The organism is Oribacterium sp. WCC10, from assembly GCF_900113415.1.
GTDB lineage: Bacteria > Bacillota > Clostridia > Lachnospirales > Lachnospiraceae > Oribacterium.
Map to the genome: position 1 here is coordinate 24,966 of NZ_FOPH01000004.1, position 23,742 is coordinate 48,707.

The window sequence follows — 23,742 nt, forward strand, 5'->3', positions numbered from 1 at the left end:
ACATAAGTCCGTCAGATATCAAAATTTTTGTAGCATTATAAAAAGGTTATCTATAGGGATGTTGATTTAAATGGCAGTACGTGCAGCGGACAACCGAATACATACCTGGGACGGTATCAATTATGACCGTCGGGATGCTCACGTGACCGGCGGAGTGACCGCCGGAGGTTTTGTTGCGAAAAAAACATTCAGACAGCGCTGGTTAGGCTTCCATAGGGCCTTTATGGAGTTTTCAGACGACATTTCCGATCAGAAAGCTGCCATCAAAGATTTTCTTGCCGAACAGAAAGCAGAAAATGATAATCTGCGAGCCAACCTCACGAAGCAGGAGATTCTCATTGGACTTGCTATACGAACAGGTATATTGATTTCTGCCATAACTCTTGTTCTGAGCATCGTTTATCTCATCCGGCCCTATACCGCACAGGATGTATATGATACCGGAATAACAGCTGCCTCAAATGCCTATACAACCGCTCATATTCCTGTTGATGTCTACTATGAATATCAGGAAAGAAAATCAATTGCAGAAGCAGCAAGAGATGCCTTTCTATCTCAAATCGGCCTTGATAAGAAGGCTCAGGATCTGTTGGACACTCATCTTTCCTACACTGATATAAAAGGGAATCCCAGGCTGTATGAAGAGGCTCCTGTAGATGATTTAGGTCTGAAAATCCCGGAAACTCTCCACTATGTTTATAATGACTACAACTCTGTTCTCGATACCGCTATGGGTTCAATGCTCTATTTCAGTCAGGGCGATTCACATTGGAAAGAATACCGGATAGCAGGTGTAGATCGCATGGGCGGTTATGGCTGCGGTCCCGTTACTATAGCCATGCTTGTAAACAGCTTTGCAGATATTGACAGTCCTGTCACTCCCATTGAAGTGGCCGACTGGGCTGTGGAAAACCATGAATACGCTGTGCATGGCGGAAGTTATCACAGCCTTATTCCCAATGCCCTCTCCCACTATGGACTCAGTTGCGCATCCGTGGAAGACAGAACCCCTGAAAATGTCAGCAAACTTCTTGATACAGGCCATGTGCTCGTTGCACTTATGGGCAAGGGTTCTCTTACAGATGTAGGTCATTTCGTAATTCTTACAGAGAACGCACCGAACGGTGAGGTAATGCTGGCTGATCCGGCGAAGTTCGCAAACTGTCAGAAGTCATGGCCGCTTGCACAGATCTTAAAAGAACTTAAGGCAGCTTACGATGCGGGAGGACCGCTCTGGGCAGTGACATGGTGAAAGGGATCAATATCACCTTAGTTATCCATAACTCAGCTTTTCTATTCATATTCAACTATCTATATAAAGGAGACATCAATGGTCGAATTACAGAAAATTCTAGAATTATACGAGCATATGGAAAAGAACAAGCAACGATATCTTGATACAATAGAAAAATATATGAATAAATTCGACCAGAGTATAGCTTCTCATGATTTAAAATCTTTTAATAACATTTTTATTGAAATAGCTAACACCAGTACAACTAAAGAAACCAAAAGAATATTCAACTCCTACTCATCTTTTTTCAGACTGGAATCCATAAAGAATGCTTTGAATAACGAAAATACTGAAAAAATAAACCTGTTCTGGAATGATGTTAATGGCGTGAAAGAACTACTGAAAAAATATAATATAACTATATTTATGATTCGACGACTGAGCTGTAACCTGCCGGATTTATATAAAAAAGAGGCTCATACTTATCTTCGCTCGATTTCACCTTATATTGTAAATTCCATTATTAATGATCTGACTGTCAAAGCAGGAAACGAAAACTATATTTATTTTGCCCTGGCTACTGATTGTATTGAATCAAATAACTACCGTAACGCTTTTATTTACCTTAGTTTCTTGAAAAATAAAACCGATGAAGTCAAGTCTTTGATGTCAACCCTTGCCAAAACTCTTAATTCAGAATCAAACAAGCCTGTTCACCCTGAAATTTAATTTTTTCCCAAGACTGTCAAATAACTCTTTTTTTCTCATCAAAATCATGCTTAAACCAGCATGTTTTCGTTGATGTTTTAAAACTTCCGGAAACTCTGCCAAATTATTTATGTAACGGAGGTCAGACAACTCTATGAATGATAAAGAATTCTGTTTCATCATATGTACCAATGATGAATTGTTTTTGAATGAATGCCTTATTTTTATAAGTGATCTATATATTCCTGAAGGATTTTCCATAGATATCATCACTATAAAGGGCGCTGTCTCCATGACTTCAGGATACAATGAAGGTATGCGATCCTCAAAAGCAAAATATAAAATATATATGCATCAGGATGTATTTATACTAAATAAGTATTTTCTTATTAATTTACTTAATATATTTAATTGCAACCCATCAATCGGTATGATTGGTATGATTGGTGCACCTGAACTGAATAAAGAAGCTATAATGTGGAGCGTGCTACGTTTTGGTTGTATTATGACTAAAGCTGATTTTAATTTACCCTATGAATCAGAATTATGTGACAATCCCGGTTCTTCATTTGTTGTTAAAGTCATTGACGGACTACTGATGGCAACCTGCGTTGATATTCCATGGCGAGAGGATATCTTTGATGGGTGGGATTTTTATGATTGTTCGCAAAGTATGGAATTTGCAAGAAAGGGCTATAAGATTGTAGTGCCCGAACAGAAGTCCCCTTGGGTACTGCACGATGATGGAGTCGCTCTATCACTTTTGAACTACAACCACTACCGAAAAATATTTATCGAAGAATACAAAAAGGAACTCCCTGATTGATTCAGGGAGTTTCAATATCATCGGCCCAATCTCAACTTTGGAGATTCAAAGGGGCTCCTAACCTGTATAAAGGATCAGAATAGACTAATTCTAAATGACTTCATATCATATTATATCCCCCTTTAAACTTTGGAAACCGATTCAACTCCTGGAGTCCAGGTTTTTTCTATGTTATTCCGGACAGCTCCAGAATCTGCCTGACACGTATGTCAAAAGTATGATCCTTTTTTATCTTTTCATAAGCTCTATCAGCTATTTCCTGTCTCTTTTCAGGATTAGCAAGATAAAACTCTATTTTTTCCATTAAATCATTTGGGGATTCATAAAATACAAAATCCTTATCCGGTTCAAAATATCTTAAAAGATCTTCCTGATAATTACTGATTAAAAACCCTTTCACGCCCATTATATCAAAGCACCTTAACGGAATTCCCTTTTGGATACTTCTAAGTGTTATATTCAGATTTATATCTGCACACTTAAATATATAGGGCATTGTCTCATAATATTGGGCTATACCATGATTTCTCACTCCAGGAGCTTCAACTGTCTCATCCTTAGTATAAAGATCAACTGTCCATCTTTCACCAATCTTTTTTAATAATTCAAGTCTCTCTATTCCGGTTATTCTTCTGTTTATCACATAATCCGCATAGATATACTCCTGAGTTTCCGCACCATCAGCATTCGGTTCTATAGGTAATGCTTTATACATGGATGCCAGCAACTTCTTATCAATACTTTTCTGTATGAAATTATATCCCTGAATCTGCATTTGGGAACGCATAAGACCTTCCAGATAGCCTTTTGTATAACTGTCCAATTCAGGTACCATACGTTCATAAAAATTGTGATCTTCCGTATATAATGAGCCAATAAAGCACACCTCTGAATGATATTTATTCTTTATTTCCTGTGAAAGCTTAATACTATCCAGCCGTCTTACAGAAGCCGCAAGCGGCATGTAATGAACTGTTTTTATTCCTTGAGAAGCAAAGTCCTCATACATTTTAGAATCGAAAAGAAATACCTCATTACAGCTGTTAATCAAAGTATATGAATATAATGCTATATGAGGATTATCGTAGACCCATGATATATACTTAAGACCTATCTTTTGACAAACCTTGGACACAATAGGGTAATAATTAAAGGAGAATGCAAAATCCGGTGATTCTTTCTTTATTTCATTATACATATCCTCTTCTCTTTCAGGATCATTTCTCTCTCCGTGATTTTCAAAAGGATAGTAATATATCTCTGTTTGCTTTCCACTATGCTTATATCTTGACAAGGCATCTGTAAAATCAGCATTGCCAAAACTATTGATGTTGATAAAGAAAACTTTCATTTCACATCCTCACTATATAGATGATGATATAACGTGTTCTTATGTAATGTACTACTCATACAGTTCATTCATCCATCGTTTCTGCTATAACAGAGATTCTGTCCGAAAAACCAAAATCCGTCTTTACCTTTTCCTGTCCGGCTCTACGTATCTTATCTCTTAATTCGTCATGCTTAAGATAAAAACCGGCCTTCTCAACAGCATCCTCAATTGAATCATACAATACCAGTTCATTTCCGTCTTCAAAATAATATGCGAGCTCCTGTGTATATCCCGACAAAAGAAATCCGCCGCAACTCATTATATCAAGAGCTCTTTGAGGAATTCCGGAATACATTGCACGAAACGGAGGATTGAGATTGATTTTAGACATACCGAAAAGCTTCGGCATCTCACTGTCATAATCCATCTTTGGAAGAATACTTACCTGTTTCAGCAGTTCCTTTTCACTTTTCTCAAGAGAACCGGTTACCAATGCCGTTTTATAACGGTTACTCATTACAGCCAGTATGGATAATCTATCCAAATATGTCATATATGCAGCTAAAGAATATGAAAGCTGCTCAGGTGAAAGATTAAAGCCTGTTAATTTATTTATGTTTTCAACATCTGTATTTTGCTCTTTCAATAAATCAAGTACAAAATAGCTTCCATATATTCCCCTCTGAGCCGTCATAATTCCGTCAAGATAACCTGTATAATACTTATCAAGTTTTTCCTTTATCACAGGATATGTAGACTTATATAGATTTCCTATCAGCGAAACGTCATATTTATAATAACAATCATTCGCGTCACTGAAGGTACTGGAAAAACCTGACGCAAGCGGCAGATAATATACATTATCCATACCCTGATTTCTGTATTTAACGTACTCTGCATGATCGAATATAAATATATAACTGGTCGGATAACAAAGTTCATCTGTCCGTTCAATATTCATTGGTGTATCATAAGTCCATGATACATATCTAACTCCGAGTTTATGACAGACTACAGAAACCAACGGACAAAAATTCACTGTAAATATAAAATCCCATGATGAATCCTCTATATCTTTCTCCAAAAGTTTTTCCAGTTTATCATCGTGATATTGATCTTTGGGCGTGAAATAGCTTTTTTCGGTCACTTTGAATCCGTGTTCTTTAAATGATTCAGATATATATTTTATTGTATAGTGCTTATATATATTACATATTAAAATACTTTTCATAGTTCGCCAAAAATATCTTTATATCCTGCTGCATCAGCTGTTGCTTTGACAAATTCCCTGTCCTTTTCATAACTGAAGTTATAAATTTTAGAAAGATAGGAAATCACATCCTTTACAGGCACCGGACTTTTTCCGTCACCCTTAAATGCACTAAGCAATAAATACAAACCTTTCACAGAAAACTTATTAACAGAAATTATCGAAGATGCATATCTGACCGCAGATTTTAAATCTGCGCATCTCAGGCTGCCTTCTGATAACATCTCATAAATATAGTTAATATTCTGCATAGCCAACTGGGATTTATTCAATGTTCCAAACTTTTCAAGTCTTCTCACTGATTCCTGAAGACACTGACATGACTCATCATAAAGACCGGCATCAAAGAGGCATCTTCCCATAATATAAGGAATATCTGCATTTTCCTTTATACGGATCACAGCGTAATTGTATGCATCTACGAGAGTCTGTACCTCTCTTTCCTGTTGAAGAAGACAATAAAAATGATATAGAAAAGCATTGGCAGCATCAGCATCTGTTCCTTTAATCTCTTCAGGAAGATGATCGATATATTTTTTATATGCATCCTCCGCCTCTTTAAATCTTTCTCTCTCGTAATATTCATTACCAAGGTGTATATACATCTCAAAATTATCCGGATTGTCTTCTATATCCTTTAATATAAGGTTGAGATTCCTGTTGTTGTTTTGCTTTTCTCTCCCGGATTCTCCGGCATACCCGGTATGCCAAATAGTAAGTTCCTGTGTTGCGTCCAGTACTTTTATATTATGCCCGTCACTGTGACGCAATTGCTCGTGTATTCTCCTTTGGTATCTAAGCCCATCAACCTTTTTAAATATCCTTATATGTGATGCACTTGTTCCGACATTACCCTGATCATCCAGATTAATAAGCATGGTGAATATACCTTCTCCACCGCTTTCATCGGTTGACCGTATATAATCAGGGATTTTTTTGGCATCCTCACGTGAAAAATACTCATCTGCATCAAGAAATGCTATCCAGTTTCCACTGCACTTTTCTATAGCAAAGTTTTTAGCCGCAGAGAAATCATCTATCCAGTCAAAATGATAAACTTTTGCCCCCATGGATTCTGCCAGCTCAACAGTCCTGTCAGTTGACCCTGTATCCACTACTATCTGTTCGTAAACTATACCTTTTCCCCAGCTTAAAGCCCTTTCGATATTCTTTTCTTCATTCTTAACTATCATTGCCTGAGATAGTTTAATCTTACCTTTCATTCCATTACCTTCATCTCAGTATCCGAACTGATGGATCTGATATATCCTGTAAGACCTTGAAGTTCCAGCTTCTTTGCTATCACATATATGAACGCCTTGTCTCTTAGACTGCCGAAATCATAAAGGCGACATAATAATTCTGTTTCTTCTTTTAGTCCATATCCGGCTGTTCCGGACTTATCAAGTCTATCTATACAAAGAAGTAAAATCCGCATTAACTCTGCATTATATTTATCAGCTTTAAGAACAATTAAAGATACCTTAATTGCAGCAAGATATTCTTCACACTGATAATATGAATTCGCAAGCTTTGAATGAATTTCTATAAGGTGTGAGTCTACATAATCCGACTTGAGATATGCTCCAAATCGCTCATAAGTCTCCAACGCACATTTATAGTATTTTTTTGCTTCCTGATAATTCCGGTATCGATAAAAATGTTCCCCTGCCATGCATGGAAAATCCGCATCCTGTGGAAGTATACTGCAGGCTAATCTGTATACCTGAAGAAGTTCTTCAGTACGATAGTTATATCCCCCTAATATCAGAAGTAAATTCCGTAATGTGTTTCCACGTCTTCCGGACTCACCGGATACTTCAGTGCTCATTAACTTCATGGCTTTAAAATACAGTTCTTCTGCCTTTTCAAATTCTGACTCTCCTGCATAAATATCACCAAGATACCCATAATTATCCGCATTATAAGGTTTATCCTCTATTTCCTTTTCCAAAAGAACCTTATACTTTTCATCCTTGTTCTTTTCCTTATGTGCTGATTCACTATATCCTGTATGGAAAATATGTAGTTCTGTTGTACCATCGTATATTTTCACAGGCTCTTTGCTTGAAAGATGTTCATGTATTCTTCCCTGGTAACAGATACCGACATGATTTTTAAAAAATCTTGCCTGCGTCATACTCCCTATGATTTTACCTTCATCATTTATATTCAGAAGTTGAGCGGCTATCACTGAACATCCGTCCTTTTCAGCCTCTTCTATAATTCGGGATATTTTTTTCACATCATCGGTAATATATTCATCCGCATCCAAAAAAGCTATCCAGTCACCACTGCACTTTTCTACTGCAAAGTTCTTAGCGGCAGAAAAATCATCTATCCAGTCAAAATGATATACCTTCGCCCCCATAGTCACGGCAACATCCACTGTCCTGTCGGTTGATCCTGTATCTACAACTATGCGTTCCATCATGATATCTTTTCCCCAGGAAAGCGCACGTTCTATGTTTTTTTCTTCATTTTTGACTATCATGGCCTGAGAAATTAATGTTTCCTTAGTCATAAAAGAACTTTTACCCTTTCATCCGGTCTACGGCGATTGTCCGTTCAATATCGTTCATCTTTCCAAATACAAAATCTTTCAATTCTAAATAATCTGTTTCTGTAGCACCTCGATATAACAGTAATTTATCTATCGAACTGTCAAAATCATATAATTTACCAAGAAAGCCAACCAGCGGCTCTAAAGGAGTTTTTTCGGATATAAAAGCGCCAAGCAATGCCAAAAGCGCTACATACTCTTTTTTATTATTCTTAAGCACATTACTTGAAATAGTTACTGCCCCCTTCATATCTCCGTTTTTCATAAGAATAAATGCATACTGGGCATAAGCCAATGAAAGGTTACTTATCAGATTTTCTGAATATCCTTCTTCTCCATATATTCCAAGCTTATGAAAGGCTTTACGAAAATATTCAAGCGCCTTTACATAATCCTTTTTATTGTAATAGTGAACTCCGGTATAATATGAAAAATCTGCATTTTTAGGGAGGACAGCCTCTGCCTTTTCGCATATACTGTCTATCTCCTTTTCTTCATTCTTTAATCCCAATATAACTATAAGTTTGGTGAATGTATCCGATGATCTAGTATCCCAATCTTCTACTTTCACCGGAAGATTATCTATAGCACGTCTATAAAACTCTTCCGCTTTATCGTTATTAGTTATCGTATATTCATCTCCAAGATAACCGAGTATTTCAGGATCATTGGGATTATCTTCCAGTTCTTTCTCAAGCAGTCTTCTATTCCTGCCGCTTGCCCTTTTTTCCTTTATTATTTCTTCTGCATATCCTGTATGTATGATGTTAAGTTCCTTTGTAGCATCATATATTTTCAAGGGACCATCATATGTTAATATCTCATGAATTCTTCTCTTGTATCTAAGTCCACTTATATTTTTCAAAATCCTTATCTGAGTAGTACTGCTGATTATTCCACCATTTCCGTCAATACTTGTAAGAGAGGTATTAACTGCAGCACATCCCTCTTTTTCAGCCTTTTTTAATATCTCAATGATTCTTTCAGTGTCCCCGGGAACAAAATATTCATCCGCATCAAGTATCGCTATCCAATCACCTATACAACTGTCAAGAGCCTTATTTTTTGCAGCCGAAAAGTCATCTATCCACTCAAAATAGATGACTCTTGCGCCCATCTCCTCCGCAATCCTTACTGTATTGTCTGTCGAACCTGTGTCTACCACAATCTGTTCACATACGATATTCTTTCCCCAGGATAACGCTGATGCTATATTCTTTTCTTCATTTTTCACTATTAATGTCTGGGATAATCTGATTTCAGCTTCTTGATTCATCTTGTTTAAAAAGTCCTATACATAGCTTTGCTCTTTTAACATCACCGGCTTCAATATACTTTTGACAGATTCCACTGAGTATCCTTTTGGTCTGACTGAATGAGGAGTATTCATTACTAAGCAGAATAGAAATATAATATGGCGAGATATCCGTTTCTGTCAGATACTGAAAAGCTTCTTCCTGAAATTCTTCAGGTACATCCATCTCTATACGTCTTAACATCATTTGAGCTTTAACATACTTATATCTCAATTGCTCGATATCGGTTATCCCTTTAATCGATGGAACAAGTCCGTGGTTCATCTCTTGTTCCAAAGCAATAAGGGTATGGTGTATCCGCCTTATGTCAACACTTACTCTATATATCGCATATGGAGCAACCATAGCATCAAAATGCTTTCTCATATCACAAAGCTTCTCAAAATCCTGATCATTCAAAAGAATCTCTGTTTCTTCTTTTATCTTTTTTATTTCGTCTTTAAAATCCTGTGATAGATCCGAAAGCATCACATACTGTTCTATTCTGTCCTGTACTGCTCTTTTTTTCTTTTCGTCTATTACTTTAACTTTTCTCTCTATGTCATAGTTTTCAAGATCAAATCTGTACTCATCCCTAAATACTTTTCTGTACTTTTCAAATTCATAAAGAGTTGATGTCATATCATCTGCATGAAAGCACCATTCTATATCCTTCTGATCAGGCACTATGACTCTTAAGTTTTTCCGATCAAACTCCATGGATTGAGACAGATCGTAAAAATCCCAGCCGTCAAATATATCTTCTCTCCACTCAAGATCATATTGTGTAGCCATGATAAATCCATCTATTGCCTCTACGTCATAGATATAGTCCTCATCTGTAATTAAATTAGAGATATACCTTTCAAGACTCCTGTTATAATTGTAACCCACATATCTGGAAAGATCGAAGGACAAAAGCGCATCATCATCAAGATGTACATTTCCGCCCATACCTATCATGCCTATCTCATCGTCACTCTGAAAAATCTTAAGGATATTATGTAAGAAATATCTGTTAAGGATCATAGTATCATGATGAAGATATATCTTATATTTTGCTTCAGATGCATTCATTGCCGCATTATATGCTGAAGTTATCGAAGTCGCCCCCTCGATGGTTATGAGATCAGTCGTATATCCATCCGGAATATCAAGCAGTGATATATAAAAAGCACATTCATCCAGATATTGTTTATTGTTAGTACATATAATAAAACAAAACTGTTTTTTATTTGAAATCATATTTATATCCGTTTTTTCACCAAATTGAAAAAGGTAGAGAAGCAAACGCTTCTCTACCTTCAAATTCAAGCAATACTCAGATAACTTATCCAAGAAGTGACAGTACACCCTGAGGCCTCTGGTTAGCCTGTGCAAGCATAGACTGTGCTGCCTGATTGAGTATATTGTTCTTTGTGTAAGCTGAGATTTCCTTAGCCATATCAGTATCACGGATTCTTGACTCAGCAGATGTTGTGTTCTCATTGTTAACCTTAAGGTTATTGATGGTATGCTCAAGTCTGTTCTGCTTAGCTCCGAGCTGTGCTCTGTAAGTAGATACCTGATTAACTGCCTTCTTGATAGACTCAATCGCTGAGTTAGCTGATGATACTGATGATACACTGATTGAACTGATCTTTAGCGAATTACCAAGTGTTGATGTCTGCATGGTTGAACCACGAAGTCTCAATGTTTCGCCGGATGTTGCACCGATCTGGAACTGCTTGGTGTTCGTATTTGTAAGAAGCTTGATACCGTTATACTCTGTTGAAGATGCTATACGGTCGATCTCACTCTTAAGTTCATCAATCTCTGCCTGGATATTGTTTCTAGCTGTTGTACCTTCTTCTCCGAACGCATCGCCAGACGTAGCGTAAGTGCCGTTTGCTGCCTGTGTTGCAAGTGTTGTCATTCTTTCAAGCATTGCGTGAGTCTCTGTAAGAGCTCCTTCAGCTGTCTGAATGAGACCGATAGCGTCGTTTGCATTAGCCTCTGCCTGATCAAGGGCATTGATCTTGTTACGCATTGCCTCGGAAATTGCAAGACCTGCCGCATCGTCACCAGCCTTGTTGATCTTGTAACCTGATGACAGCTTCTCTAAGTTCTTATTGAGAGCTGAAGTGTTACCTGACATGTTTCTGTAAGAGTTGATTGCTGCTATGTTGTGCTGTATAACCATATTTTCCTCCTATGCTTCGCCCCGTAAGAACATCCTTGTCCAAACCTATGCACATACCTGCAATTGAGCTTTTTTTATGGTATTTTTTGTTTCTATATATTTACTCGGCAATAATCCGAACTATATAAGCATATTTTTTAAAAAATTTATCCCTGTAACAGTGACAATACTGCCTGAGGCTGCTGATTGGCCTGTGCAAGCATAGACTGTGCTGCCTGATTAAGTATATTGTTCTTGGTATAAGCTGAAATCTCCTTAGCCATATCAGTATCACGGATACGTGACTCAGCAGATGTTGTATTTTCATTGTTAACCTTAAGGTTATTGATGGTATGCTCGAGTCTGTTCTGCTTGGCACCAAGCTGTGCTCTGTACGAAGAAACCTGATTTACCGCTTTCTTAATTGCATCTATAGCAGAGTTGGCTGCCGATACCGTCATGACGCTTATTGCGGAAATTCTAAGGTTGGAATTACCAAGTGCAGATACCTGCATGGTAGATCCTCTGAGTTTAAGTATCTCTCCGGATGTGGTACCAATTTGGAACTGCTTGGTGTTTCGATGAGTCAGAATCTTTATACCATTATATTCTGTTGAAGATGCGATACGATCAATCTCACTCTTAAGCTCATCGATTTCCGCCTGAATATTCAATCTTGCTGTGGTATCTCCATTACCATCATTATCAGCCGCTGTAGCATATGTACCGTTTGCAGCCTGTGTAGCAAGTGTTGTCATTCTCTCAAGCATCTGATGTGTTTCTGTAAGTGCTCCTTCAGCTGTCTGGATAAGACCTATAGCATCATTGGCATTGTCTTCTGCCTGATTGAGAGCGTTGATCTTGTTTCTCATGGATTCAGAAATAGCAAGACCGGCTGCGTCGTCTCCTGCTCTGTTGATCTTAAATCCTGATGAAAGCTTCTCCAGATTCTTGTTTAGATTACCGGTGTTTTGTGACAGATTTCTGTAAGAATCGATTGCAGCGATGTTATGCTGTATAACCATAAAATAACCTCCTTTGTTTCGGTTTAGCAGAACATCCCTGTCCCAATATTTAATCCTTTAAAAATTTTACCGTTTATTATAAACTTCGTTCCTTCCATTATTTTTTCGACCAAATCAATCTGAATATAAGTATTTTCACCTTCAGGAAAAGGAAAAATAATACCACCACAAAAACTCAGAACTACTGACATTCCACACTAAGTACTCCATATTCTTGCACAAGTGAAATATCCGCCCGTATAAACATGACGTAGATATAAATACTTAAGCATCAAAAAAGGAAGAGCCGAAGCTCTTCCTTTCCCAACAAATACAATTGAAGATAGCAATTCTCGATGCTTATCCAAGAAGTGACAATACACCCTGAGGTCTCTGGTTAGCCTGTGCAAGCATAGACTGTGCTGCCTGATTGAGTATATTGTTCTTTGTGTAAGCTGAGATTTCCTTAGCCATATCAGTGTCACGGATTCTTGACTCAGCAGATGTTGTGTTCTCATTGTTAACCTTAAGGTTATTGATGGTATGCTCAAGTCTGTTCTGCTTAGCTCCGAGCTGTGCTCTGTAAGTAGATACCTGATTAACCGCCTTCTTGATAGACTCGATCGCTGAATTAGCTGATGAAACTGATGATACACTGATAGCACTAATCTTAACAGTAGAATTACCAAGTGTTGATGTCTGCATGGTTGAACCACGAAGCTTCAATGTTTCGCCGGATGTTGCACCGATCTGGAACTGCTTTGTGTTCTGATTTGTAAGAATCTTGATACCGTTATACTCTGTTGAAGATGCTATACGGTCGATCTCACTCTTAAGCTCATCAATCTCTGCCTGAATATTGTTTCTAGCTGTTGTGCCTTCTTCTCCGAATGCATCGCCGGTTGTAGCATAAGTGCCGTTTGCAGCCTGTGTTGCAAGTGTTGTCATTCTCTCAAGCATCGCATGAGTCTCTGTAAGAGCTCCTTCAGCTGTCTGGATAAGACCAATGGCGTCGTTTGCGTTAGCCTCTGCCTGATCAAGGGCATTGATCTTGTTACGCATTGCCTCGGAAATTGCAAGACCTGCTGCATCATCTCCTGCCTTGTTGATCTTGTAACCTGATGACAGCTTCTCTAAGTTCTTATTGAGAGCTGTAGTGTTGCCTGACATGTTTCTGTAAGAGTTGATTGCTGCTATGTTGTGCTGTATAACCATAAATTCCTCCTATTTCGGCCCGTGTAAGAACTTCCCTGTCCAAACCGGTACTCAGTGATACTGAGCGCCAAGCCTTTTATTATGATTTGTTTCACTTATATTATCGCACGTATTCTAAAAAATATAAATAGTTTTCATAATAAAATATATTTTTATTGTAACGCAAAATCTGCTTCGACATTATACGCATAATTTCCAATCTAAAACATCAATATTCTTGAAAATTCACGCCCAATACCTAAGCCTGTATGTAGTGCAAAATAAAAACTATTTCCTTATTTCATTTTCTTCTTTGGTTTTGCTCCCTTTCTTATCTCACCAAACATTCTAAACGGTGATTCTTTCGTAAGTGTTTCCTTGATGATATTTTCTATTGATACCCTATAGCTTTGATCGCTTAAAGCCGGAATCTCTGGCAGAATCTCGATCTGTCCCTCTGCCTCAAGACCGATATCCTTGTACTTCAGAACCACATCCCTGACATACCTGTATGAAGCATTGGCAGAGCGGCTTTCATTTTCTATCAAAACATCATTCATTTCCGATATAAATCTGGTTCTGATAGTTGTGTCAGACGCCTGCTTTTCCAGCTGCCTCATATTGGCTTTTGACGCATCATGTCCGGCGCGTCCGTACCCGAGATCTATCCAGCGGTACTGATCTATCAGAATCTTTGCGGATGAGTCAAACCCATAGTAAATGATCTGATCATCTCCGATCTCCACCAGAAGCCCTGACATTGCATCCGGTATCAGATTCATGATAAGGTTCGGATCATTAAAAGGAACCTTCAAAAGCATCATCTGGCCTTCTGTATAGTAGACATTTATCACCGCATTCAGAAACTCATTGATCTTCTGATCATCATATCTGAATCTCGCTTCTGAGATAGCGAGATCAAGGAGAACCTTGTTCTTTACCTCATCAGACATATCTCTCTTTCTTGCTATCTCCTCTATGCCTTTTGCATGCCTTAGGAACTGCGCATCAAGCATCTCTTCTCGCACATTCATCATGTGATTGATCATAAATGCTACCTTTTGAACGACACTGGACACAGAATCATTTCGGATGGATACCGCGTGCATGGGCTTTTCTCCTGCAAGTCCTATACCTATGATTACCGCCTCAGGAGAAAGTTTTATATTGTTAAGTATGATTTCATCATTCCAGTACACCGCATGGTGATAGTTCTCACTCAGATCATAGAAATGAATATTTGAGAACTTTCCGAAGTCATTCTTAAGCATTTGGGCAGCTTCAACATTATAGATATTATTGGCCGCCGTATAGATATCCACTCTCTTGTTCTGCTGCATATCACTGATGAAGTCAGCCATAACATCATCTTTCTTATGCTGGTTTATGGCTTCTTCAAGCCGATCCAGATCTATCTCGATTGATGGACGGTTTCTGATATATGCAACAAGCTCATATTCATTAACAGGTACGGTTATTCCCTCAGCACCGTTTCGTCTTGCTCTCTGAATATCCTGAACGAGCGTATTCATCATTGCAGACATCTCTCTTTGATCCGTCGGATTGTCAGCAACATCGCATACAGCTATAACAGTTCTTTTTTCATTAGCATCTGTTGCCTCAACAAGCAATTGCTTTTTTCTATCATCTTTCCGGATGTGTATTCTGTCCTCCGGCTGAAGCTCCAGGATCTCTTCACCGGATATATCATAAAGTGACAATACCTGGTTATTATAGGAAAATCTTGCCACTTCCTCTTCTTTACTGCTTCCGTTAATGATCTTGGTAAACATACTCAATGGATGATCATCAGAAAACTGATCTAAAATGTCATTGAATTTGCCCATATATTCATCCCCTCATCTTCTCATAGAGACTTTAGTCTCTCCACAGCTTTACTATACCCCTCATCTGCAGCCATTTGATAATATTCTCGTGCCTTTTCGATATTACCGGAAACCTCATACCATGTTCCCAGATTGTATGCCGCCTTAAATGATCCCGTACCTATCACTCCTTCGGGACGGCTTATCTCCCCTAAGCTTAAACATTTAAGATAACTTTTCTCTATATATGGAAGAAGCTCCTGATTTTTTTTCGTATCTATAAGTATCAGCTTCATGTAGAAAAGTCCGGAAAAGAAATAAAAATCAGGATTTCTTGTGAAATCATACTGGACCTTCCCCATGACATCATGTGCTTCCTCCATGCTTTTTTCCGTACCAATATCATATAAAGTATACAGATACCTCATGATGCCATCTGACCAGTACTGTTCCTGTCTTATCTCCTTCTTGCCTGAATTACGAAAAAAGACCCTGAAGTAAGGAAGACTCTCTTCTTTTCTGTCAAGATTTCTGAGCGTCAATGCCATCTGGTAGTTATAGTACGGATAATCAGGATCCTGTTTCAGCGCTTCCTCAAGATACTGAAGATTACGTTCTCCTTTACCATGCTGCATATATCCGTCATGAAGAGCATATAGAGGCGACCGCTTATTAACCACCTTTGCATTAACCTGCTCATGTATACTTCCCCTATAGCGCATACCAACAGGCAGAATACGTGCAATCTCGGTAATGCTTCTGTCTATCTCATCACCATTCGGATATGAATCCTCTCTAAGTATGGTTCCAAGCCATCTGAGTCCCGACTTGTCATACATATGGTCGATAAAGTCCCTGAGAGCCTTTGGATTACATTTTTCATCCTCTATAAGGTATTCATCAGCATCTAGTACCAGATTGATATCAGCGTTCCAATCTCTTTCCGAATGTCCTAATGCAAAATTTCTGGCTTCTGAAAAATCATTCACCCATGGAAAGTCATATACTTTGGCATCAAATTTTTTGGCAATTTCCGGAGTCTTATCTGTTGATCCGCTGTCTGCTATGATGATGTTGTCAACAAAAGGACGAGCTGCAGTAAGGCACCTTTCCAGACACCTCTCTTCATTTTTAACTATCATTACCAGATTGACGATCATACCCTTACCTACCCCCGTTATTTCTCAAACGCTGTTCACGTAATTCTCTGAAAACATAACCTCTGATAGCTGTCTCCGCTCCCTCTGTAAGATTCATAAACTGAAGTCCGTAACCGTTGGCACCGGAGTTTTCAAGCTTCCCCCACAGAACCTTTAATCTGAAAGGTCTCTCGGTATTCTTGAAAGTATAATGAAAAGTAAGCTCCTCACCTATGGTCAGGGACTCGGATGTCACCATGTAGATACCGCCGGCACTTAGATTGATTATGGTTCCGAAAAATGGTCTTCTGTCTGCTGTTTCGGATGTAAACTGAACAGAAAGTGAAACATTGACTCTTATATCCTGCTGTCTCTGAACGATCTCGATAACATCCTTTATCTCACATTCTCCCAGCCAGAACTCAGGCATAATGGGGAACCCGGGATTTTCATGAATCATAATATCGCATCTCGCTCTTATCAGTCCCTTTACACTGTCGTTAAAAGAAACTTCAGCGTTTTTCATCCACATATCCTTAAGGCCATTATCCTCCTTAAAGTACAGCGCCACATTGTTGTCCAGCCCTGTAACCACACGCACACGATATTCATCATTTTCAAACTTCACTATTCCATTATTGCAATCCTTAAGTATCATTTATAACCTCTGTAATTATTTCTTTTATGTCATTATCTCACATATCAATACAAACAGGCTATAAAATTAACCTGATAAATAATCGTTAATCAAAATCGCCGATACTGCTCGTTGTATTCATAAGCATCTGAAGCCTGAGTATCTCGATAAGACTTGCAAACATATCCTTATCTATCCTGTCGGAATTATCACTGTCAGAACTTAATTTTTCTGCAAGTATGGTTCCAAGTCCAAGCATTCCACTACCATAGGATGAGCCTCCAAGCCCAAGTGTGCCAAGAAGTGAACTAAGCTCACTTACAGGGCTTCCTTCTTCAATAAGGTTCTTGACCGTACTTACACTGTCACCTATTACAGAACTTATATCTATACTGCTGTTTTTTTCCAGATCACCCATTATATTCTTTACATAGTTCTGTGTCTCTTCGTACGGAGGAACGCCGCCATATTTTCTGACAGCTCCTGAACCGGCATTGTATGCAGCAAGGGCAAGTTTCAGATCACCGCCGAACTCTTTCAGATTCGACGCAAGAAGCTTTGCCCCTCCCATGATATTCTGTTCAGGATCAAAGGGATCGGTAACACCAAGACTTTTCGCCGTCGCCGGCATCAACTGCATGATACCCATCGCACCTGCTTTTGAAACAGCTGTTGTTTTGAAATCCGACTCATACTTGGCAACTGTCTTCAGTATGTTTTCTGAAATCCCATAAGTTCTTGCTGCCTTTTGGAATATGGCTTCAAGACCGGAGGCCGTTGTGTTTGTGACGGTACTTGTACCCGCAGCCTTAACTCCTTCCAGAACATTTTTAAAAGTCTTTGCATTTTGTGAGAGAACCACTGCATTGGCAGCTCTCCCCTTTCCTGTGTTGGTCATCTCAGTTATCGACTCTATAAGCGGCATATCTATCCCCCTCTACTGCTATCCCATCATGCGCCCATATTCATCAAGGTAATACAGCTTTCCTCCATCATACAGGAAACCTGTCTGCATCCGGCCACTACTGTTAAAGTAGTACCAGAATCCGTTAATCTGCACCCATCCTGTTTTCATATTGCCGACTGCAGGATCAAGATAATATGTACTTCCGTCAGTATCAGTGAGAAATCCTGTAAGCATCTGTCCCTGATCGTTGAAGTAGTACCAGTTATCACCTATATACTGCCATCCCGTTGCAAGTCTTCCATAAGGATCATAATAAAACCATGAGCCTCCCGGATTGTACCAGCCTGTAGTACTTGTCTTGTTGCTGCCGTAAATCGGTAATGTTCCCTGATTTGTAGTAGTGTTATATCCTATTGGCGTAACTCCCGGCAGTCCGGTTTTTGAATTGACAACATCCTCTTCCGAAGTCACATAGTTTCCTTCCTTCAGATACTTCTGCTCGTCAGATGTCATGGGGATGGCTTTAACTTCATAGTAATATTTATCCTTTGTGTAGTCCTCTATCTTCTCTGAAAAATCCACAGTAGTTGTACGTACTTTCTTTGATGCAACTTCTTCATCATTTTTATAAAGCTTTACTTCGTATCCGGGAGCATATTCAACTTCTTTCCATACAGCTTTCTTAAAGTTATAGTCCCAGCCGGCTGAAGATGTGTCACCAAGTACCATGCAAGGTATATAGTAGACTTTCAGCACCAGTGTTTCTCCATCTTTGATTCTTCCACAGTGAGAAAACTCAGCGCCGTCCAATGTAACAGCAGATCTGTTCCATGTACTTCCGAAATAATATCCTTCTTCCGCACTGAAATTCACGGTCACAAGCACTCTGTTTCCCGGTTTCCACTTTTCCGGATCCCTGGAATATGAGACTTCGTCTACTGAGACATTTGACGTACTGACGGTTATAGTAGGTTCAAGCATCTCCCCGGAATCTCCGTAATTCTGTTCCACCTTGACAGAGAGCTTGTCGATAATGCTTCCATCAGCCTTTGCAGTATCCATATGGGTAAGAACAAACCAACCCACCAAAAGAAGAAGCATAAACAGTTTAGCAGCCCTGTTGGAACGCTTTGCATCTCTTTCAAGCTTTTCAAGATGCTCCTGTCTCTGTTCTCTTATACGATCTCTATATGATGTTCTATTCCTGTAATCAGCCATCACAAGACCTCACTCACTGTCTTATACCATCGTTGTTTACATAGTATCCATCGATATAGGCATTGGTCGCCATCTGTCCGCTTCCGGGATAGAAATAATACATATTTCCATTCACAGACTTCCACCCCTCAACCATGGAACCGTCATCATCACAGTAATAAGTCTTACCGTTCCTGTGTATCCAGCCTGTAAACATTACTCCATACAGAGAATTGTCTATGTCATTAAGGAAATAATACTTCCCGTTGTCATATAGCCAGCCTGTATACATTGCACCGTTACTCTTGAAAAAATAATAGTGACTGTTGATCATCCTCCAACCGTTGTTGGCCATCTGACCGAAGATCTCTCCGTTTCGAAGTTCCTCCTTAGGTATCAGATAGAACCAGTCATTTCCGTTCTTCATCCATCCTGTGTACATCTCACCGGTTTTAAGCAGGAAATAGGTTCTGTCATTGACTATCTGCCATCCGGTCTGCATCTGGCCATACTGATTGAACAGATACCACTGGCCATCTATCCTGGCCCATCCTGCGCCTTGAAGATGATTGTCATCAAGATATCTGTAATACCAGAAACCATTCTCCTTATACCATCCAAATGTATAAAGAGGTTTTGCAGTTCCGCCTTCCCCCTCTTTTCCTTTGCCATCAGAGACATCTCTGTCCGTAATAGTAAGTTCTGTAGAAGTCTGCCAGTCACTGTTTGTGGCATACTGCTTTTGCTCAGAGGACACCAGTATGGTTCTGATATTGACAGAATACTTCCCGGCCTGAGTCATATAAGGATAAAAGTTGTAGAGAAGACCTGATGTAGTGACAGAAGTTACCTTGACATTATCTCTCATAAGCTGGAGTTCGTAGGTTCCTGAAGAGTTATCGGGTCTTGTCCATCTTATCTCTCCAAGCTTATCATCATTCCAGTACACATCCGTAGGCTCATCAAATTTACCTTTTACTGGATCCATTTGGATGGTTATCTCAAGATCATCGCTCTTTTTGGTGGCACTAACAAACTTACCTCCTGTAACCGTCACATTTGAACTTCTGTAACTGCTTAGGAAGTAGTTCTTGCTTATATCTTTTGACTTAAGGGTCAGTCTCATAGATGGTTTATCACCGCTTTTCACACGGCTTTCTGCTCCGCTTTCCCATTCAGCTTCCTCAATCTCGTACTTACTGCTTCCTGAAATAACCGAAACCTCATTATCATCTATTGATGTTTTATTTATCTCAATTTCACTCGGAAGTTTCCTTCCTACCTCAAGTTTCGATCTTATCTTGATACTTACATTATTGATAGGCTGTGTTGCTGCCAATGTATTCATATGAAAGATCATCACAAAACTAAAGATAAGTATAATTTCAAGCAAAATCCGACTGACCGCCTTTAGACTAAGTCTATTAATATCTATATTATATTCTGTTGCACTGATCACTTCAGACTTCATTGAATGTATCCTTTGGTGGCTCTACCTCTGTTTCTTTGTTCTTATCTGCAAACTTAAGGAAATAAACATATATCTCTACAACTGCGCTGAACAGCTCCGGAGGTATCTCTGCTCCCAGTTTAAGCTGAGTAAGAAGAGATGCCAGCGAATCATCCTCATAGACCGGAACTCCTGCTTTCATGGCGGTTTCCGTTATCTTCTCAGCTGTATATCCCATACCGGATGCCACTATGACAGGTGCTCCGTTTTTGTCGGGATCATATTTAAGAGCAGCTGCTCTTTTCTTTCTTACTGACTCAGACGGCGACATTGATACCCTTCTCCTTATCTTTTATCTCAGGAAATACTTCATCAACTCTGTGACTTCTTGTAAGTACTCCCAATTCCATATTCTTTACATTCAATCCGTTTTTCTTCAGAATGTCCTGTACGTTTTTGGATATATTGTCCGGTGTTTCATTCAAAGTTGGCGGAACAAACAGATGCATATTCACTGATCCGTTGTTTATCATTGAAATCAGCTCAAAATTTCCGACATTCTGAATACTGAACTTGATAAATATCTTCTGCTTCTTGGCAGCATCCGGATCATCACGCTCAGCATCCGGATCCACCCACATCTCAGACATTACATTCTTGTCCTGATACCTGAATGGGATCAGCATATGAAGAAGCGGCATATATACACTTTCATTCATAAGAAGATGGTTAAGCACCTGATAGTATTTGTCCACATTCTCCGCTCCGGCACTTCCCTCTGTTCCTTTTTGGATAAGCTTTGTAAGCATTTGAGGGAAGTTCGTGGCCTTCTCCGATTGTGGTTTCAGATTTTCTATGGCCTTCTGTAATGCCTCCTCAGGATCACCCTTGAAAAGCATCCTGAAGTCATTATTTTTCACCATCTTTGCAAAAAGCTGCTTTAACTGATTTTCATTCCCATCCTCATACTTAACTGCATATAAGGAAAAAAGTACACTGGCAGTCCTTACCGGCCCGTAATTGTGTGTCTTTGCAACATACTTTGACAGGAATGGGATGATTTCTTTATTTATAACTTCAGCATTTTTCTCGGTATTTCCCGGAGCGGCATCCTTGTCCAACTGTTCCATCAGTTTTTCAAAGTCCTCTCTCGAAGAAGGAAGGAGTAAACTCTCGATGTCGTCTCCGAGAGACTCCATTTGATTGAGCAGATGCTCACTAGAAGCGTAATTATTGTAGGTTTTGATAAAATCAAGTATCACATCCCTGAAGGGTTGCGATATCTCCTGATGGAGAATATTTCGTAATCCATCGAAAAGTTCCCCTGAAAACTTCACCTGCGCCTGTTGTTGTGACTCTATAAAGTCCATAAGTTCTTTCGGATCCTGAAGTTCTATCTCCTGAAAGAGCTGATTCATAAGCTCCTGGATCTCACTGTCACCCATGGACTGTAGCGCCGCACCATCTGTGAACAGTAGCTGAACCATGTCCTCAGTGAGTTGCATGCCTTCATGCATCCTTTGGACGAAATTCGTATAATTAGATTCAAAATTGACATTTGCCTGCCCGGCTTCAGGACTTATCTGACCGCCGTTATCCCCGGCAGGAGAAGGATCCACCCTTCCCGGAGTTACTATCTGCGGATTGGGTTCCACCCTTGGATGGACACCCGGTGCACCTATCTGCTGATTGTTCAAACCGGTATTCTGCACTTGCAGTATATTAGCCATATTTACTATCTCTCCTGATCGTTGATTTGGTCCATCTGACCTATTTGCACCATAATTTATTATCGTCAATATGAACTCGAACTATTAGAAAAAAAAGTAAATTTTCACTTATAACAAACTGTTTTTTTGTCGTATACCATTTGCGATTTAAATTTTTTATAGCATTATTCATTTCTTGATGTTATATTACCAGGGCAAAGGACGATAATATGTTTAAATCAAAACAAATAGCACAATTTTTTAATGAAATTATTTTTAAATAGGAGTTATTTATTTGAAACTGCTGTCGATATTATAAGCAGATGGAACTCATTGATTTAATTGTGCGTTTATGCAAGGAGGCATTTTATGGACGTCAATTTACGTACTACTCTGATTGGAAATGTGGGTTATTCCAATTCAGAAAAAAAAGTAAACAAAAAAGACAGATCCTCTTCCGCATCATCCGCATCTTATGTGAGAAGTTATGATAAGGCATCTTTTTCAGCTGCTGATTCAGTCAGCAATGAGAGTTTCGCATCTATGCTTGCTTCCAGGACAGCCGCTTCCATGAGAACCGGCGTAAGCGATGCAAGAGTTGCAGAACTAAAGGCGCAGGTTCAGTCCGGCACATATAATGTGGATTCTACAAGGATCGCAGCGCGTATGCTTGGATACAGAGGATGATCTCAAAAAAGGAGATATTATGTCAGACTCTGCAGTATTTAAATCTTTCACTGAAGTACTTAAATCTCAGGTAACTGTAGTCAGGAAACTCATCAAACTGGAACGTGACTTTTCCGTCATTGCTTCTGATGATGAACCAAAAAAGCTGGATAGTTTGGTAAAAGAAGCTCAACCTGATCTTTTGAATTTCAGGGGCTTAGAAAAAAAACGTGTCCGATTGGCCACTGAACTGGGATGGAAAGGTCTCAAATTCTCTGAGATTCTCTCTCAGGTATCTGATGAAGAGAAAGCTGTGCTTGCTCCTGTTTTTGAGGAACTGAAAGAGTCCCTCAACAGTCTTAAGGAGGCTCAGGAAACAGCAGATCGCATTATGAAGTTAAGGCTTTTGGATGTCCAGACTGTACTGGCAAGTCATCCTGTCCCGAAGATTTTTCAGGATACATTGGCATGATTTTACCCTTTTAAAGAACCATTGTCTCTTAAGCGGTTGTACATAGCATTGTACAACCGCTATTTTTTTATATATTTTCCCCGATTAACTAATGTTTTATGAAAATATGACGATAAATAGGTAGAGAAATGTGATTATTATACCTGGTTTT

General features: G+C 39.1%; 23 protein-coding genes. 5 read left to right on the plus strand and 18 right to left on the minus strand.

All coding sequences use genetic code 11. The features are described 5' to 3' along the window. The first annotated feature begins 70 nt into the window (after positions 1-70). The 3 genes from BM294_RS03890 to BM294_RS03900 all read left to right on the plus strand — a co-directional run bounded on the left by BM294_RS03890 (position 71) and on the right by BM294_RS03900 (position 2,768). The gene (locus BM294_RS03890; protein ID WP_091205098.1) at positions 71-1,252 is read left to right on the plus strand and encodes a C39 family peptidase; all 1,182 of its coding nucleotides are present in this window, start codon (positions 71-73) and stop codon (positions 1,250-1,252) included. A gap of 78 nt (positions 1,253-1,330) precedes the next feature. Then, positions 1,331-1,963 (plus strand): hypothetical protein, encoded by a 633-nt coding sequence (locus tag BM294_RS03895; protein ID WP_091205100.1) that lies wholly within the window; start codon positions 1,331-1,333, stop codon positions 1,961-1,963. Positions 1,964-2,096: 133 nt separating this feature from the next. Further along, the gene (locus BM294_RS03900) at positions 2,097-2,768 is read left to right on the plus strand and encodes a glycosyltransferase family protein (protein WP_091205102.1); all 672 of its coding nucleotides are present in this window, start codon (positions 2,097-2,099) and stop codon (positions 2,766-2,768) included. A gap of 166 nt (positions 2,769-2,934) precedes the next feature. Here the strand turns inward: BM294_RS03900 and BM294_RS03905 are convergent, their stop codons facing one another. From BM294_RS03905 to BM294_RS03985, 18 genes are all read right to left on the minus strand, one after another. Beyond that, on the minus strand, positions 2,935-4,119 hold the full coding sequence (locus BM294_RS03905) for a CgeB family protein (RefSeq protein WP_091205104.1): 1,185 nt from the start codon (positions 4,117-4,119) through the stop codon (positions 2,935-2,937). Between the two features lie 64 nt (positions 4,120-4,183). Then, a complete protein-coding gene (locus BM294_RS03910; protein WP_175494489.1) occupies positions 4,184-5,185 on the minus strand; it encodes a glycosyltransferase family protein in 1,002 nt (333 codons plus the stop codon). A gap of 143 nt (positions 5,186-5,328) precedes the next feature. Then, complete coding sequence (locus tag BM294_RS03915; protein WP_091205107.1) at positions 5,329-6,594, minus strand: glycosyltransferase family 2 protein; 1,266 nt, start codon at positions 6,592-6,594, stop codon at positions 5,329-5,331. Continuing rightward, positions 6,591-7,895 carry a tetratricopeptide repeat-containing glycosyltransferase family 2 protein gene (locus tag BM294_RS03920; RefSeq protein WP_091205108.1) on the minus strand — a complete coding sequence of 435 codons (1,305 nt, stop codon included), beginning with the start codon at positions 7,893-7,895 and terminating at the stop codon, positions 6,591-6,593. Before BM294_RS03920 ends, BM294_RS03915 begins: the two co-directional genes overlap by 4 nt. A gap of 10 nt (positions 7,896-7,905) precedes the next feature. After that, positions 7,906-9,210, minus strand: coding sequence for a glycosyltransferase (locus BM294_RS03925; protein WP_091205110.1), 1,305 nt, complete (start codon positions 9,208-9,210; stop codon positions 7,906-7,908). Continuing rightward, the gene (locus BM294_RS03930) at positions 9,194-10,474 is read right to left on the minus strand and encodes a glycosyltransferase family protein (protein WP_139225846.1); all 1,281 of its coding nucleotides are present in this window, start codon (positions 10,472-10,474) and stop codon (positions 9,194-9,196) included. The genes BM294_RS03925 and BM294_RS03930 overlap by 17 nt, the downstream gene beginning before the upstream one ends. An 85-nt stretch (positions 10,475-10,559) precedes the next feature. Next, positions 10,560-11,411 carry a flagellin N-terminal helical domain-containing protein gene (locus BM294_RS03935; protein ID WP_091205113.1) on the minus strand — a complete coding sequence of 284 codons (852 nt, stop codon included), beginning with the start codon at positions 11,409-11,411 and terminating at the stop codon, positions 10,560-10,562. 146 nt (positions 11,412-11,557) lie between these two features. Next, positions 11,558-12,415 carry a flagellin N-terminal helical domain-containing protein gene (locus BM294_RS03940; RefSeq protein WP_091205115.1) on the minus strand — a complete coding sequence of 286 codons (858 nt, stop codon included), beginning with the start codon at positions 12,413-12,415 and terminating at the stop codon, positions 11,558-11,560. A 23-nt stretch (positions 12,416-12,438) separates the two neighbouring features. Further along, on the minus strand, positions 12,439-12,606 hold the full coding sequence (locus BM294_RS15790) for a hypothetical protein (protein ID WP_175494491.1): 168 nt from the start codon (positions 12,604-12,606) through the stop codon (positions 12,439-12,441). 148 nt (positions 12,607-12,754) lie between these two features. Then, complete coding sequence (locus BM294_RS03945; protein ID WP_091205117.1) at positions 12,755-13,609, minus strand: flagellin N-terminal helical domain-containing protein; 855 nt, start codon at positions 13,607-13,609, stop codon at positions 12,755-12,757. Between the two features lie 275 nt (positions 13,610-13,884). After that, entirely contained in the window at positions 13,885-15,435 is a 1,551-nt protein-coding gene (locus tag BM294_RS03950; protein WP_091205118.1) for a hypothetical protein, read from the minus strand. Positions 15,436-15,455: 20 nt separating this feature from the next. After that, a complete protein-coding gene (locus tag BM294_RS03955) occupies positions 15,456-16,574 on the minus strand; it encodes a glycosyltransferase (protein WP_091205120.1) in 1,119 nt (372 codons plus the stop codon). A gap of 4 nt (positions 16,575-16,578) precedes the next feature. Then, a complete protein-coding gene (locus BM294_RS03960; protein WP_091205121.1) occupies positions 16,579-17,211 on the minus strand; it encodes a PilZ domain-containing protein in 633 nt (210 codons plus the stop codon). Between the two features lie 85 nt (positions 17,212-17,296). Further along, on the minus strand, positions 17,297-18,115 hold the full coding sequence (locus BM294_RS16505; protein ID WP_091205123.1) for a lytic transglycosylase domain-containing protein: 819 nt from the start codon (positions 18,113-18,115) through the stop codon (positions 17,297-17,299). Positions 18,116-18,133: 18 nt separating this feature from the next. Beyond that, positions 18,134-19,315 (minus strand): N-acetylmuramoyl-L-alanine amidase family protein, encoded by a 1,182-nt coding sequence (locus tag BM294_RS03970; protein WP_091205124.1) that lies wholly within the window; start codon positions 19,313-19,315, stop codon positions 18,134-18,136. Between the two features lie 13 nt (positions 19,316-19,328). Continuing rightward, entirely contained in the window at positions 19,329-20,642 is a 1,314-nt protein-coding gene (locus BM294_RS03975) for an N-acetylmuramoyl-L-alanine amidase family protein (RefSeq protein ID WP_175494492.1), read from the minus strand. Between the two features lie 112 nt (positions 20,643-20,754). Beyond that, on the minus strand, positions 20,755-21,075 hold the full coding sequence (locus BM294_RS03980) for an EscU/YscU/HrcU family type III secretion system export apparatus switch protein (RefSeq protein ID WP_091205127.1): 321 nt from the start codon (positions 21,073-21,075) through the stop codon (positions 20,755-20,757). Further along, positions 21,062-22,474 (minus strand): hypothetical protein, encoded by a 1,413-nt coding sequence (locus tag BM294_RS03985; protein WP_091205129.1) that lies wholly within the window; start codon positions 22,472-22,474, stop codon positions 21,062-21,064. The genes BM294_RS03980 and BM294_RS03985 overlap by 14 nt, the downstream gene beginning before the upstream one ends. 348 nt (positions 22,475-22,822) lie before the next feature. Between BM294_RS03985 and flgM the strand changes: the two genes are divergently transcribed. Continuing rightward, positions 22,823-23,140, plus strand: a complete 318-nt coding sequence (gene flgM, locus BM294_RS03990) for a flagellar biosynthesis anti-sigma factor FlgM (protein ID WP_091205131.1) — start codon at positions 22,823-22,825, stop codon at positions 23,138-23,140. A gap of 19 nt (positions 23,141-23,159) precedes the next feature. After that, positions 23,160-23,591: a flagellar export chaperone FlgN gene (gene flgN, locus BM294_RS03995; RefSeq protein WP_175494494.1), complete on the plus strand. Its 432-nt coding sequence runs from the start codon at positions 23,160-23,162 to the stop codon at positions 23,589-23,591. Positions 23,592-23,742 lie beyond the last annotated feature (151 nt).

Coding starts and splice junctions, on each gene's coding strand:
- BM294_RS03970 (WP_091205124.1), bottom strand. CDS start 19,315: ATGGCTGATTACAGGAATAGAACATCATATAGAGATCGTATAAGAGAA.
- BM294_RS03980 (WP_091205127.1), bottom strand. CDS start 21,075: ATGTCGCCGTCTGAGTCAGTAAGAAAGAAAAGAGCAGCTGCTCTTAAA.
- flgM (WP_091205131.1), top strand. CDS start 22,823: ATGGACGTCAATTTACGTACTACTCTGATTGGAAATGTGGGTTATTCC.
- BM294_RS03940 (WP_091205115.1), bottom strand. CDS start 12,415: ATGGTTATACAGCATAACATCGCTGCAATCGATTCTTACAGAAATCTG.
- BM294_RS03960 (WP_091205121.1), bottom strand. CDS start 17,211: ATGATACTTAAGGATTGCAATAATGGAATAGTGAAGTTTGAAAATGAT.
- BM294_RS16505 (WP_091205123.1), bottom strand. CDS start 18,115: ATGCCGCTTATAGAGTCGATAACTGAGATGACCAACACAGGAAAGGGG.
- BM294_RS03950 (WP_091205118.1), bottom strand. CDS start 15,435: ATGGGCAAATTCAATGACATTTTAGATCAGTTTTCTGATGATCATCCA.
- BM294_RS03920 (WP_091205108.1), bottom strand. CDS start 7,895: ATGACTAAGGAAACATTAATTTCTCAGGCCATGATAGTCAAAAATGAA.
- BM294_RS15790 (WP_175494491.1), bottom strand. CDS start 12,606: ATGTCAGTAGTTCTGAGTTTTTGTGGTGGTATTATTTTTCCTTTTCCT.
- BM294_RS03925 (WP_091205110.1), bottom strand. CDS start 9,210: ATGAATCAAGAAGCTGAAATCAGATTATCCCAGACATTAATAGTGAAA.
- flgN (WP_175494494.1), top strand. CDS start 23,160: ATGTCAGACTCTGCAGTATTTAAATCTTTCACTGAAGTACTTAAATCT.
- BM294_RS03890 (WP_091205098.1), top strand. CDS start 71: ATGGCAGTACGTGCAGCGGACAACCGAATACATACCTGGGACGGTATC.
- BM294_RS03975 (WP_175494492.1), bottom strand. CDS start 20,642: ATGAATACATTGGCAGCAACACAGCCTATCAATAATGTAAGTATCAAG.
- BM294_RS03955 (WP_091205120.1), bottom strand. CDS start 16,574: ATGATCGTCAATCTGGTAATGATAGTTAAAAATGAAGAGAGGTGTCTG.
- BM294_RS03900 (WP_091205102.1), top strand. CDS start 2,097: ATGAATGATAAAGAATTCTGTTTCATCATATGTACCAATGATGAATTG.
- BM294_RS03985 (WP_091205129.1), bottom strand. CDS start 22,474: ATGGCTAATATACTGCAAGTGCAGAATACCGGTTTGAACAATCAGCAG.
- BM294_RS03945 (WP_091205117.1), bottom strand. CDS start 13,609: ATGGTTATACAGCACAACATAGCAGCAATCAACTCTTACAGAAACATG.
- BM294_RS03930 (WP_139225846.1), bottom strand. CDS start 10,474: ATGATTTCAAATAAAAAACAGTTTTGTTTTATTATATGTACTAACAAT.
- BM294_RS03895 (WP_091205100.1), top strand. CDS start 1,331: ATGGTCGAATTACAGAAAATTCTAGAATTATACGAGCATATGGAAAAG.
- BM294_RS03905 (WP_091205104.1), bottom strand. CDS start 4,119: ATGAAAGTTTTCTTTATCAACATCAATAGTTTTGGCAATGCTGATTTT.
- BM294_RS03935 (WP_091205113.1), bottom strand. CDS start 11,411: ATGGTTATACAGCACAACATAGCAGCAATCAACTCTTACAGAAACATG.
- BM294_RS03915 (WP_091205107.1), bottom strand. CDS start 6,594: ATGAAAGGTAAGATTAAACTATCTCAGGCAATGATAGTTAAGAATGAA.